The sequence below is a fragment of the Halomonas sp. SpR8 genome (assembly GCF_031010195.1).
GTDB lineage: Bacteria > Pseudomonadota > Gammaproteobacteria > Pseudomonadales > Halomonadaceae > Vreelandella.
Map to the genome: position 1 here is coordinate 277,961 of NZ_JAUAMC010000003.1, position 12,436 is coordinate 290,396.

The 12,436-nt window shown below is 55.6% G+C and carries 16 protein-coding genes; 7 read left to right on the forward strand and 9 right to left on the reverse strand.

Going from position 1 to position 12,436, the window contains the following annotated elements:
• Positions 1-145: 145 nt before the first annotated feature.
• Together QT230_RS07835 and QT230_RS07840 are read left to right on the forward strand one after the other, a co-directional pair.
• Positions 146-376 carry a hypothetical protein gene (locus QT230_RS07835; RefSeq protein WP_308321054.1) on the forward strand — a complete coding sequence of 77 codons (231 nt, stop codon included), beginning with the start codon at positions 146-148 and terminating at the stop codon, positions 374-376.
• A gap of 85 nt (positions 377-461) precedes the next feature.
• Positions 462-1,421, forward strand: a complete 960-nt coding sequence (locus QT230_RS07840) for an AraC family transcriptional regulator (RefSeq protein ID WP_308321055.1) — start codon at positions 462-464, stop codon at positions 1,419-1,421.
• A 132-nt stretch (positions 1,422-1,553) separates the two neighbouring features.
• On the opposite strand, the gene QT230_RS07845 is transcribed toward QT230_RS07840, so the two are convergent.
• The 3 genes from QT230_RS07845 to QT230_RS07855 form a co-directional block, all read right to left on the reverse strand.
• Positions 1,554-1,832 (reverse strand): hypothetical protein, encoded by a 279-nt coding sequence (locus QT230_RS07845; RefSeq protein ID WP_308321056.1) that lies wholly within the window; start codon positions 1,830-1,832, stop codon positions 1,554-1,556.
• Between the two features lie 191 nt (positions 1,833-2,023).
• Positions 2,024-2,641, reverse strand: coding sequence for a LysE family translocator (locus QT230_RS07850; protein WP_308321057.1), 618 nt, complete (start codon positions 2,639-2,641; stop codon positions 2,024-2,026).
• A gap of 159 nt (positions 2,642-2,800) precedes the next feature.
• Entirely contained in the window at positions 2,801-3,334 is a 534-nt protein-coding gene (locus QT230_RS07855) for a hypothetical protein (protein WP_308321058.1), read from the reverse strand.
• Between the two features lie 282 nt (positions 3,335-3,616).
• Here QT230_RS07855 and QT230_RS07860 point away from each other — a divergent pair, with 282 nt between their 5' ends.
• Positions 3,617-3,793, forward strand: coding sequence for a hypothetical protein (locus tag QT230_RS07860; RefSeq protein WP_308321059.1), 177 nt, complete (start codon positions 3,617-3,619; stop codon positions 3,791-3,793).
• 51 nt (positions 3,794-3,844) lie between these two features.
• On the forward strand, positions 3,845-4,072 hold the full coding sequence (locus QT230_RS07865; protein WP_308321061.1) for a hypothetical protein: 228 nt from the start codon (positions 3,845-3,847) through the stop codon (positions 4,070-4,072).
• A gap of 30 nt (positions 4,073-4,102) precedes the next feature.
• On the opposite strand, the gene QT230_RS07870 is transcribed toward QT230_RS07865, so the two are convergent.
• The 4 genes from QT230_RS07870 to trpB all read right to left on the reverse strand — a co-directional run bounded on the left by QT230_RS07870 (position 4,103) and on the right by trpB (position 6,786).
• Entirely contained in the window at positions 4,103-4,387 is a 285-nt protein-coding gene (locus tag QT230_RS07870) for a type II toxin-antitoxin system RelE/ParE family toxin (RefSeq protein WP_308321062.1), read from the reverse strand.
• Positions 4,377-4,628, reverse strand: coding sequence for a type II toxin-antitoxin system Phd/YefM family antitoxin (locus QT230_RS07875; protein WP_308321063.1), 252 nt, complete (start codon positions 4,626-4,628; stop codon positions 4,377-4,379). Before QT230_RS07875 ends, QT230_RS07870 begins: the two co-directional genes overlap by 11 nt.
• A 101-nt stretch (positions 4,629-4,729) precedes the next feature.
• On the reverse strand, positions 4,730-5,548 hold the full coding sequence (gene trpA / locus QT230_RS07880; RefSeq protein ID WP_308321064.1) for a tryptophan synthase subunit alpha: 819 nt from the start codon (positions 5,546-5,548) through the stop codon (positions 4,730-4,732).
• A gap of 20 nt (positions 5,549-5,568) precedes the next feature.
• Positions 5,569-6,786: a tryptophan synthase subunit beta gene (trpB, locus tag QT230_RS07885; protein WP_308321065.1), complete on the reverse strand. Its 1,218-nt coding sequence runs from the start codon at positions 6,784-6,786 to the stop codon at positions 5,569-5,571.
• A gap of 104 nt (positions 6,787-6,890) precedes the next feature.
• On the opposite strand from trpB, the gene QT230_RS07890 reads away from it, so the two are divergent.
• A complete protein-coding gene (locus tag QT230_RS07890; RefSeq protein WP_308321066.1) occupies positions 6,891-7,895 on the forward strand; it encodes a LysR family transcriptional regulator in 1,005 nt (334 codons plus the stop codon).
• Positions 7,896-8,033: 138 nt separating this feature from the next.
• Here the strand turns inward: QT230_RS07890 and QT230_RS07895 are convergent, their stop codons facing one another.
• A complete protein-coding gene (locus tag QT230_RS07895; protein ID WP_308321067.1) occupies positions 8,034-8,978 on the reverse strand; it encodes a LysR family transcriptional regulator in 945 nt (314 codons plus the stop codon).
• Between the two features lie 62 nt (positions 8,979-9,040).
• Between QT230_RS07895 and QT230_RS07900 the strand changes: the two genes are divergently transcribed.
• Positions 9,041-10,024: an aldo/keto reductase gene (locus QT230_RS07900; protein ID WP_308321068.1), complete on the forward strand. Its 984-nt coding sequence runs from the start codon at positions 9,041-9,043 to the stop codon at positions 10,022-10,024.
• A 73-nt stretch (positions 10,025-10,097) separates the two neighbouring features.
• On the opposite strand, the gene QT230_RS07905 is transcribed toward QT230_RS07900, so the two are convergent.
• Positions 10,098-10,898 carry a helix-turn-helix transcriptional regulator gene (locus tag QT230_RS07905; RefSeq protein ID WP_308321069.1) on the reverse strand — a complete coding sequence of 267 codons (801 nt, stop codon included), beginning with the start codon at positions 10,896-10,898 and terminating at the stop codon, positions 10,098-10,100.
• A 91-nt stretch (positions 10,899-10,989) separates the two neighbouring features.
• On the opposite strand from QT230_RS07905, the gene QT230_RS07910 reads away from it, so the two are divergent.
• A complete protein-coding gene (locus QT230_RS07910; RefSeq protein WP_308321070.1) occupies positions 10,990-12,384 on the forward strand; it encodes an SLC13 family permease in 1,395 nt (464 codons plus the stop codon).
• Positions 12,385-12,436: the final 52 nt, after the last annotated feature.

A 12,436-nucleotide genomic window follows, 5' to 3' on the forward strand; every position in this document is an offset into this window, starting at 1 on the left:
GATTATGTTCGTGATTATGTTCGTGATTATGTTCGTGATTATGTTCGTGATGGCGTTCGTGATGACGTTCGTGAGACAGATTCCACCGTATTGGCTCTAACAAGTCGGTTAAACCGCGTCAGAATCGACAGAAAGCGGCAGTAATATGAGAGGGACTGAACAGACAGGCATTACCGAGTGCCTATCAGGTATCAGCTACCATAGGCGAGGCGAGTGTATTGAAGGTATCGGGTTCCTGCGGGAAGATTGCCTAATTCTGTCGTGGCGCATGAAAGCGCCAATAGGCCTGGCGGGGCTGAATAGCGTTGTGTTCCATGCTCAAGCATTGTGTCTGCTTGATGACACACGTCAGGGATTGCTGGTTTCTACGCGGTGATTGCCTGATTCTGCAAAACCAGATGAAAAAGCCTCACACTTAGGAAACAAAGGCATATACTGCGATCTGTCAGGGAGGAAAGCCATTGACCCATCTCACACCCCAGCAGGTCCACCACCTAAGCCAAAGCCTGCCACAGCAATTGATCCAGATCGTCCGCCGCTGGACACCCCTGCAAACGCTTCAGGACACGGCGATCGCCGAGGTACAACTGGTGCGCACTGACGCCCCTACCAGCTTTCACTGCGCCGTGTATGAGCCGTGCCTGTGCTTTGTCATTCAAGGCAGCAAAACCGTACTACTGGGTGATAAGGAGATCGTCTATACGGGGCCAAGCTACATGGCGAGCGCCGTTCACTTACCGGTGGTGGGCAGGGTTGACCATGCCACACCCGAGCATCCCTATCTGGCGGTAAAGGTCGCGGTAAATCCTCAGGAAGTCGCCGGACTGATACTGGAACTGGGTGACAAGGCTCCACCCACAGGGAATGATGCTATCTGCTCCGAGATGGACTGCGGTTTAACATCAGCCCCTATGGATGAACGTATGCAGGGCGCTCTCTATCGTCTCTTGAATCTGCTCGACTCCCCGGATGATATTCAAGTGCTTTCGCCCCTGGCCCGACGTGAGCTGATCTACCGGGCGCTGATGGGCGCCATGGGGCCTCACATGCGCCGCTTTGCCGCTTCGGACTCCCAGGCTAACCGGATTGCGCGGGTCGTCTACGCGCTAAAAGAACACTACGCCAAGCCGCTCAAGATTCGTGAGTTGGCAGCGGTTGCCAATATGAGCGAGTCGACGCTTTATCATAGCTTCCGACAGGTCACTCGAATGTCACCGCTACAGTTTCAGAAGAAGCTACGCCTGCACGAAGCCCGCCGGCTTATGCTCGCCGAGGGGCTGGAAGCCTCCACCGCCAGTTACCGAGTGGGCTATGAAAGCCCTTCCCACTTCAGCCGTGAATACAGCCGTATGTTCGGCGCCCCACCGCGGGCTGATGTTAGCCAGCTTCGAGCAGCCAGGTCAGCACCGCTGCCCGCTTAATCAGCGTAGGCTTTAACCCCTCTCCGGTGCGCCGGGCTGTAGCTACATTGTTTACTTGGCCATCAAAATTTCCCACGCCAACGCGGATTTTGGCAAGCCTGACCATGCACCGCGTCTGCTTAGCGTTTGCCCTTAAAATATGGGTGAGAACCCACGCTCTTCGCAGGCATCTCGTGGTTTGTGCACTACTATGGCGCGTTCAGAAAAGCGACGCCACGGAATTTCCAAGCCAAACACATCAAACGTCATCATACCCAAGCGGCAGTCGATCAGAACGTCGACCACATGACCACGATGCACCATGCCCGTTTTCGTGGTATCAAGCTTTTCCCAGTGTATGGGCTGGCCGGTGACGTCAGTGTAAGGAGGTTCGTAACCGCCCTGGGTCTGATCGAAAGATCGAAAATCCATGATTAAACCAATACAAAGGAGCAATACGCTCGCAAAACCGATCAGCGCAAAACCTACCGTCATCGTCTTTACTATCGACCTAGCAGTCATTGCTTTCCCTTAGCATTAAATAGTCATCTGTATTGAGCTAGTGTTCATGTATGACGGCCAGCACTTATTAAATTCGCAACTTCCATGTTAAAGCTTGCTCACTATTTTTTAGCCAGTAACAGCCCTACCCCTGCGCTGGCTAACAAACTTGCGCAGCCACGGTTGAATAAACGCCGCATGGCAGGGCGTGAAAACCACTGGTTTAAAAAGCTGCCTGCATAGGCGTAACCGGCAATCGCTACCCATTCCAGCAGCAAAAACAGCGTACCTAACACTATAAATTGCTGCCCTACATTGTCGCTGGGCTCCACAAACTGCGGCAGGAATGCGGTGAAAATCAGGATGGCTTTGGGATTACCGGCGGCAAGCAGGAACTCTTGTCGCGCCAGCTCAAACAGGCTCTTGGGCTGGGTGTCTCCGTCAACACTTTCAGCGCTGTCGGCACCCCATAATTGATACGCCAGCCATAACAGATAGAGGCCACCAACTACCTTGATGACCAGAAAAATCTTTTCAGAGGTGTAAAGCAGCGTAGCCAAGCCGGTTGCAGCAAGCGTGATCATGCCAACAAAGGCCGCCAGCCGCCCAATACCTGCAAGACAAGCTGCCCTAACGCCATAGCGCTTGGCATTGGTCAGTGACAGCAGATTATTAGGCCCTGGCGCCATATTGAGGGCGAAGCAGGCAGGGATAAACAGCAGCAGCGTGGTTAGGCTCATGAAAAATCACCTTTATAGGTTAACAACAGTGCTGATGGCAAACTGATGATGTGACTGCTGCTTATCTTGCGACGGCGATTCTCGCTCAATGGCAAACGAAGATTGGGTTTCACTGAAATAAGCCCACTGAATGGCACGATCCAGCATGCCAGGGGGCAACTAGGCCATAAAAGTAGCGGCTTGGGTCAGAATGTCTTCTTCAAGTAGTCCGGCAATTTCTGGCGTACGCCTCACGGTTGCACAATAATCAAGTGTTCCTAGCCCGTTAAAGTCAATCCGCCAACGGCTATCACGAACTGGAGGGCCAGTAACATAGCGCACGGGGTCGAACAAAGGCACTGCTCGGCCACTGACGGCTATATCGAACGGCAAGCGCTTTACGAACGCTTCGTACAGATAGCCTAACTTTCTTAAATAGATGCCGTTTGGCGAGGCTTGCAAGGCGTTTTGAAGCGCTTCTATGGGCAAATGTGGCAATGCGCCCGCCAGAATGGCGAGATCGATACCTTCGTGCTTAAGTGCGAAAAGTAGATGGTCGAGCAATGACGTTTCTGGCGCACGCCCCGCAGGTACTGCTATTTCCTTCTCCATAGACATGATGCGTGTGACTGGTCGAACCCGCGCAGGGTAAATGGGTGGGCATACCCCCAACGCCAAATGTTCATGCAGGTACGCATAACCTACCGGCCTCATCACAAAACGCCTCAAATCAAAATATTTTATTCACTTCAACAAGAAAATGTTCAGTAATCAACCAAAATACAATTTTTTATTAACCTGGAGCAGCGCAAAGACAGTGCCACAGGCTAAGAAGCTGGTCAGACAAAAAATAGCAGGCTTTCATCACCTGCTTTCTTACGCCTACTCAATCTCCAATTTTAACTGATCACCTGCTCTTCCAATCCCCTGCACCCCCTCACGCTTTCCGCCAGTTCACTGGCCAAGCCGTGTACCCGCTCGACGGCGTCGTCGGGGATGTTGGCCTGGGCGGGGGCTGCCTGGATCAGCGGTAGCGCCCTGGTCGTGGTGAGTGCGCTGGGCTGTAGCTACATTGTGTACTTGGCCGTCAAAATTGCCCGCGCCAACGCGGATTTAGGCGAGCCTGACCATGCACCGCGCCTGCTGAGCTTTCGCGATGGGCTGGTGATGTAGCTGCTCAACCCGAAAGCCATTGTCGCGACCCTGCCTATTGCCACCCTTCAGTTGCCGGCGGCGGGTATTCAGGGCATCAGCCTGGTTGTGTGGGCGCTGGGGCTATCCGCCATGGCGGCGGGCGCCCCCGGCAGCTATGTGGTCATCGGCAATCTGGTGGGAGATCGCATTCAAAGCACGCGGGTCGTGAAAGGCTTCAACTGGCTGATGGCGGGGCTACTGGACGCCGTGGCGCTGTCGATTGGTGTTGAGCACGCCTTGGTGCCGCTCGCTGGCTAACGCCTATACCCAGGTCGAGTTTGGCCCACATTACATACGACGTTTTAGTGACGCATAGACCTTACCTTTATCGCGTTTGCCAACGGCAATGACATAAACGAACAGCTCGTCGTCAACGACTTCATAGACCAGGCGATAGCCAGCGCTGCGAAGCTTGATTTTGTAGCACGCATCAAAGCCGCTTAATTTATCAGCGGCTACTTTGGGTGATTCCAGCCTTTCCGCGAGCTTCTTTTTAAACTGGCTTTTGACTGGCCCGCCGAGCTTTTCCCATTCTTTAAGCGCTGCTGGCAGAAAGCGAAGCTTATAGGTCATCTAACGTAACCGATACTGCCTTATCTTTATCAGCTCGGCGTTCATCCACCAATTTGGCCAGCTCATAGTCTTCCAGCATTTCCATCATGGCTTCATAGGTTTCGGCGGGGATCAAATAGGCGGCTGGCTTGTTATGGTTCAGCACGGCAATAGGGGAGCCGCTAACCCTGGCAAGCAGCGAAGATGGATTTTTCTTTAGCTCAGAGATACTTACAGAAAAATCTGCTAATACCTGATGCATGTCGGCCTCCTGGAAACCCTATATAAAGTACTTAATATAGGGTTGATATTAGCTCTTTTTTTGTTCATTCGCTATGTAAAGTCACAATTATTGGCAGTGACCTACCTCCGGCACGCCCACACACTTTCCGCCAGCTCGCTGACCAAGCCATGTACCCGCTCCACGGCCTCATCGGGCGTATTGGCGTGTTCAATACAGTCCACTAGCGCGGAGCCAACCACCACGGCATCGCTATAACGGCCAATGGAGGCGGCCTGCTCGGCGGTGCGAATACCGAAGCCGACGGCAATAGGCAGATCGGTATGTTCACGCAGGTGGGCAACCGAGCTTTCCAGCCTTTCCGGCGTGGGGGCATTGCCGCCGGTCACACCCGCCACGGAGACGTAGTAGATAAACCCGGAGGCGTTCGCCAACACCTTGGGCAGGCGCTTGGCATCGGTTGTCGGGGTCGCCAGGCGGATAAAGCCGATGCCGTGCTGAAACGCTGGCTGGCAGAGCTCTTCGTCGTGCTCGGGAGGCAGGTCTACCACAATCAGGCCATCGACACCGGCGCGGGCGGCATCGGTCAAAAAGCGCTCAACGCCGTAGCAGTAAATGGGGTTGTAGTAGCCCATCAGCACAATCGGCGTGGTGCTATTTTCTTCTCGGAAGCGGCGCACCATCTCCAGCGTTTTAGCCTGAGTTTGGCCGTTTTTCAGGGCGCGCTGCGCGGCTTTTTGAATGGCGGGGCCATCGGCCATGGGGTCGCTGAACGGCATGCCGAGTTCGATGATATCCACCCCGGCCGCGGGCAACCCGTGCAGCAGGCGGTGGGAGGTGTCGGCATCCGGGTCGCCTGCGGTCAGGTAGCTGACCAGCGCCGGGCGGTTTTGCTGCTTGAGGGCGTTAAAGCAGTGTTCAAGACGCGTGGATTTAGTCATTTCAGTCTCCTGATTCGCGCTCATTGAGAGGTCTCGCCAAGATGATGGGCGACGCTCGTCATGTCCTTATCGCCACGGCCGCTCAGGTTGATCACCATCAGATGCTCGCGGGGCAGCTCGGGCGCGCGCTTGGCAACTTCGGCCAGGGCATGGGCAGTTTCCAGGGCGGGGATAATGCCTTCCTTGCGGCAGCAAATCTGGAAGGCTTCCAACGCTTCGTCGTCGGTGGCAGAGACGTACTCAACGCGCTTCTGCTCGTGCAACCAGGCGTGTTCTGGCCCGATGCCGGGGTAATCCAGCCCCGCAGAAATCGAGTGGGCGTCGGTAATCTGGCCGTCTTCGTCTTGCAGCAGGTAGGTGCGGTTGCCGTGCAGAACCCCGGGCGTGCCGCCGTTCAGGCTCGCGGCATGCAGGCCACTTTTCACGCCCTTGCCGCCCGCTTCCACGCCGATCATTTGGACGTCCGGGTCATCCAGGAACGGGTAAAACAGCCCAATGGCGTTTGAGCCGCCGCCCACACAGGCCACCAGCGAATCCGGCAGGCGGCCCTGCTTTTCGAGCATCTGGGTGCGGGTTTCATGGCCGATGACGGCCTGGAAGTCGCGCACCATGGCAGGATACGGGTGCGGCCCGGCCACGGTGCCGATGATGTAGAAGGTATCGTCGACATTGGTGACCCAGTCGCGCAGCGCCTCGTTCATGGCGTCCTTGAGCGTGCCGGTGCCGGAGGTAACGGGGACAATTTCCGCGCCGAGCAGCTTCATACGGAACACGTTGGTCTGCTGGCGTTCGATGTCGGTGGTGCCCATGTAGATCACACAGGGCAGACCAAAACGCGCCGCTACGGTGGCGGTCGCCACCCCGTGCATGCCGGCGCCGGTTTCGGCGATGATGCGCTTCTTGCCCATCTGCTTGGCTAAAAGCACCTGGCCGATGCAGTTATTGATCTTGTGGGCGCCGGTGTGGTTGAGTTCTTCACGCTTGAAGTAAATACTCGCCCCGCCGAAGTGCTCGGTCAGCCGTTCGGCGAAGTAGAGCGGGCTTGGCCGCCCCACGTAGTCGCCCTGGAAGTAGGCCAGTTGGCGCTGGAATTCCGGGTCGTGCTTGGCGGTGGTGTATTCATCTTGCAGCTCCAGAATCAGCGGCATCAGGGTTTCGGCGACAAAGCGGCCGCCGAAGCTGCCAAACAGACCGTTGGCGTCGGGCAGGCTCTTGGATACGTCTACAGGTTGATTCATCACGACCTCGTCATGCGAGTTGAGTATGTGATGACGTTAAGGCAAGCGCGCGAAGATAAAAATCGATAAGATGTCAGCCATATGTGAGCTGGAGTCACGCATTCATGCACAACAGCATGCCCCCGCTAAGCGCATTGCGCGCCTTTGAAGCCACTGCCCGGTTAGGCAGTGTGACCGCCGCTGCCGAGGAGCTAAGCGTCACTCACGGTGCCGTCAGCCGCCAGTTGAAAAGCCTGGATGAGCATTTTGGCGTGGCCCTGTTTAGCAAAGCGGGCCGTGGCATTGTGCTTACCCCGCACGGCGAGAAACTGCAAAGCGGTCTAAGCGAGGCGTTTACCAAGCTGCGCGATAGTTGCGCCGCGCTCAAACGTGATGTGGAGGAAGCCCCCTTCACCCTCGCCTGCCCTGGCAGCCTGTTGGCCCGCTGGTTGATTCCCAGGCTGGACCGCCTGCACCGTGAACTGCCCGAACTGAAGTTGAAAGTGGTGGTGAGTGACACCGAGCAGCCCAGCAAGCAAACGGACGCCAGCGCCACCCTGGCGTTTTCCGAGCCACCCTGGCCCACGGATGTAGACGTCGTCGAGCTTATCCCCGAGCAGATTTGCGCGGTGGCCAGCCCACAACTGGCAGCACAGCTTGATCCGGCTGATCCAAACACGCTCTTCTCGAATAAACTCTTATACACCGCCTCCCGCCCCCAGGCATGGCCGCAGTGGGCCAGCGCGGAAGGACTTGAGCAGGCACAACTGGAAGCGGCGCTAAACCAGGGCCAGGGGTTCGAGCACCTTTACTACTTGATGGAAGCGGCGGTGGCGGGGCTGGGTGTGGCGATTGCGCCCACGCTGTTGGTGGAAGACGATCTGAAGAGCGGGCGGCTGGTGGCGCCCTGGGGCAGCATCGAAACATCCGCCCGGCTCTGCCTGTGGCTGCGCGGTCAGGCGGGCTTATCCTCTCACCCCCGCCGAAGCGAGTCGCTGGCGGAATGGCTTAAGGGAGAGTTGAGGATGCTCAACGTAAAAGCCAGTGACAAAGAAACGCTGCAAGTTCTTCAAAACCAGGATCTGATGCAACAAATCGCGGTTTCCATGGATACGCACAACCAGAGTTAAGGCTGTCAATTTATTGACCACAAGACAGACTGATCTATCGGTTTGATGACCACGCTATTTATATTCTTGCCATCGGCGGTCACTACGATCAGTCCTGATACTCTTTATTTGATGAAGAGCAACATGAAAACGTAGTGGCTATCGGCCACTCAAGCGCTCACGGTTACTGGCTACCAGCTCAGCCAGAAAGTCCGCTACAGCCCGAATACGCCCGGATTGAGTAAGGTCCGTCTGGATAACGAGGTAAATGGGCTGATCCACGCCGATATCCTCAGCAACGCAGATCAGACCAGCTTCCCTGGCCAGAAAATGCGGCAGTACCGCGATCCCCAGCCCCGCTTTGGCCGCCGCTAGCTGGGTCGCCAATGATGTGGTGGTTAACGCTGGATCACGCCCTTGCAAAACACGCTCAACCCACTGGGCGGCGGGCAAGTGCGCTTGCGTTTCACCCCAGGTGATAAAGGCATCCGTGTCAAAATCGCCTGCATCATGGTGAGGCTCGCGCTGCGCTGCATAGCCGGGGCTCGAGTAAAGCCCGAAACCCAGAGAGCCCAAGCGTCGAAGGGTGACATTGCCCCGCTCGGGCTTGACCATTCTAAGCGCTAAATCGGCGTCACGGCGGTGCAGGTTGACAGTGGTGATATCGGTCACCAGCTCAAGCGTGATGCCGGGGTACTGCGCATGAAATTGCGGTAATGCGGGCAGAATAACCGCCGTGGCGAGGTTTTCAGCGGTCGCTAAACGCACTCTACCGCTCAGTTGCGTCGCACTGGAAACCCCGCTGGAAAAAACCGCCGCGGCAGCCTCCAAGGCTTCAGCTTTCTCGATTAGCCCTGCCCCCTCCTCGGTAAGCCGATAGCCCGATTGCTGGCGTACAAACAGCGGCAGCTTTAAAGCGTGTTCCAGCCGTTCGATACGCCGGGAGAGCGTGGCGATACCCAAGCTCAGCTCGGCGGCGGCACCACTCAGCGTGCCGTGACGGGCCACCGCCAGGAAGGTGCGCGTGTCGTCCCATACCCAGCCATGCGGCATTTGTTTTTCAAAACCGGAAACCGGTTTATCGAAATCGTTTATTTTTTCCATTATCGGATAGTGCCACGCTGTTACGGCGCCACTCAAGAACGAGTTACTTCTGGAGAAACATCATGCAAAAACGAATGCTGGGCAGCGATCTAACCATTTCCGCTATCGGTTTAGGTTGCATGGGGATGAGCGAATTCTATGGCCCCCGAGACGATAGCGAGTCGCTACGAGTATTAGCACGGGCAGTAGAGCTGGGTATCGACTTTTTCGACACAGCGGATATGTACGGGCCGCACCATAACGAGGAGCTGATTGGTCGCTTTCTCGCCAGTCATAAGCCTAAGGTGCGTATCGCCACCAAGTTTGGCATCGTACGCAACCCCGGTGAGTACCAACGCAGCCTGGACAGCAGCGCCCGCTATGCCCAACAAGCCTGCGAGGCATCGCTGCGGCGGCTGGGCATCGAACAGATCGATCTCTACTACGTCCACCGCATTAACCCGGACATACCCATCGAAGAGACCATGGAGGGCTTGGCGCAATTGGTGCAGGACGGCAAGATTGCCCACATCGGCCTCTGCGAGGTCAGCGCTGACACCTTGCGTCGCGCCCACGCGGTACACCCGGTGACGGCAGTACAAACCGAATACTCTCTCTGGACGCGGGATGTGGAGCAAGCGGTGCTCCCCGCCTGCCAGGAACTCGGCATCGGCTTTGTACCCTACTCGCCGCTGGGTCGCGGCTTTTTGACGGGAAAACTTCAGGAGAATGCCGACTTCGGCGAAGGTGATTTTCGTCCTAACCTGCCGCGCTTCTCTGAACAGGCAATGCATGCCAACCGCCGAATCGCCGACGTGATTGGTGACATGGCTGCTCAAAAAGACTGCACCCCGGCGCAGCTGTCGCTGGCTTGGTTACTATCCAAAGGCGATAATATTGTGCCAATTCCGGGCACCAAGCGACTGCGCTACCTTGAGGAGAATGCGGCAGCCGCGTCCATCACCCTGACGGCTGATGAGCAGCAACAGCTTGAAGTGGCTACCGAGCGCCTTCCGGTGACCGGTGAACGTTACACACCGGAAGGCATGAAGGGGGTTAACGCATAAGTTAACAGCCTTTTGCCCACCCTGGCTGGAAATAAGTGTTGCCAGAGTCTGTAACGTCTCGGCGTAGGCCAGATCACTGGCGGCGGGCATAGACTTGGGGTGTATAGCCAAACTCTGCCTTAAAGGCAGCTACAAAACTGCTGGTGCTTTTATAACCTACTGTATAGGCCACTGTGGTAGAGCTCTCACCTCTACCCAAGGCCTCAAGCGCGTTCATCAGCTTAAAACGGGTACGCCACTGCCGAAAGGTCAACCCGGTTTCAGCTTTGAATAGCCGCTCTAGCGTTCGCGTGCTCGCTCCAGCGAGGTTAGCCAATTCTCTTAATAGATGGCTGGAATCTGGATGGTTGACCATATGGCTGATGATACGTCGCAATCGCGGGTCAGTACCAGCAGGTAGAGACAAGTCCGCGGCCAGTAGGTTATTGAGTTCATCAATAGCAACTAAACCTAGGCGAATGGTACTGGCATCCCCACTGCTCGTCTCGGAATCGTTTAGCCTGAGCACGATTTCGCGCATCAACGCGGTCATCGCCACCATCACTACTTGGGTATCCTGATCGCGTACCGGGTAAGTAGGATCAATGTAGAGATTACGGATTTCCACCTGCGTTTCGCAATTAACTTGGTGGTCGCAGTTAGCGGGTATCCATACACCGTGAGTAGAAGGCACCACCCATACGGCTTGTTCACTGGTAACACGCAACACACCCTGTTTGGCCCATAACAACTGCCCGCGTGGGTGAGAGTGAGGCACCATACCGGCTTCTGCTTGCATATTGCGAGAATGGGTCAATACAGGACGAGCAGGGTCAAGGGTGAACGCTATATCACTGGGCAGCGACATTGTCGCATTATCACCATCTGTTGTCATAACTTGCCCTTAACACGTCAACATGCAGCGCCTATTGTAGATTCCTCTGCGCACACCGCGCAATTGGGCTCACCACAACTAGGGTCTCGCCATGCTTCGCTCGCTTAGTTTCTCTCATGCTGTAGTGGCAGCGGCCTTGCTGGCTGCTTTGCTGCTGGCACTTTTTCCCATAGAGCCCCACCCCACAGCATTTTCTTACGCCGCTGGTGTGATAGTGATCACGCTGGTTCTCTGGAGTACCGGTGTGCTGCCCCCCTTCCTAACCGGTTTGTTATTTTTCACGCTGGTGAGCGTATTCAACTTGCTCCCCTCAGAGCAGCTATTCGCTGGGTTTGGCTCGACAGCTGTGTGGATGGTTATCTCAGGATTTATCATCGGCTCGACCATTACCTCTAGCAAGCTTGGCGATCGGCTAGCAGCCGTGCTGTCGCCGCTCCTGACCGCAAGCTACCCGAGATTGATTGGCGGGTTAGTTTTTACCGCTATGGCATTGGGCTTTGTGATGCCATCTTCCGGGGGCCGAGCGGTGGTATTGATCCCTATTGGCTTAGCGTTAGCCGAACGAGTGGGCTTTGAACCGGGCAGTGCTGGCCGCCTGGGCGTAGCAACCGCTCTGGCTGCCGCTTGTAACATGCCGAGTTTTGCAGTGCTTCCATCCAATCTCCCTAATATGATTTTGACAGGGTCGAGCGAAAGTCTGTATAGCATTCATTTTGGCTATGCGGAGTATCTACTACTGCACTTTCCCATTTTGGGACTCCTGAAGTCGAGCTTAATTGTGGTGCTGGTACTCGTGGTATTTCCAGCCCGTATCGACTCTCAGTGCCAACTGACCATCGATATGGCCAAACCATCCGTTAACGCTACACAGCAAAAAAAGGTGGCCGTGGTAATGGTCATCACCCTGCTCTTCTGGGTAACCGATACACTACATGGCGTAAATCCGGCGTGGGTGGGACTCGTAGCTGCAGTAGTGCTGTTGATGCCAAAGATTGGTGCTGTGACTCCGAAGTCATTCAACACAGCGGTAGATTTTGGCACTGTGATATTTGTGGCCGCTGCACTAGGGTTGGGTACACTCGTCAACGTTTCAGACATTGGCAGTGCTGTGGGCCAAGGCTTTACCCAACTACTGGAAGCCAACAACGGCAGCCGTTTTTGGGACTTTATGTCGCTGTCACTGATGGCGACCTTGACGGGAGTCGTCGCTACCACACCCAGTGTTCCTACGGTACTTTCCCCCATGGCGTCAGAACTCGCTGGCGCCTCAGGGCTCTCTCTTCCTGCAGTACTGATGACTCAGGTAGTAGGCTTTTCCACGGTGATCTTTCCTTATCAGGTGGCACCGCTGATTATGGCGATGCAACTTTCAAGAGAACCCCTTGGCCAATTATTAAAGATCATCGTTCCGTTGGCACTGATAACGATCTTGCTACTTATTCCGTTGGACTACTTTTGGTGGCGACTGTTGGGTTGGATGGATTAAGCCACCTGCCCGATGGCATGCATATTTCAACGTCATAGCAAACCAACAAACA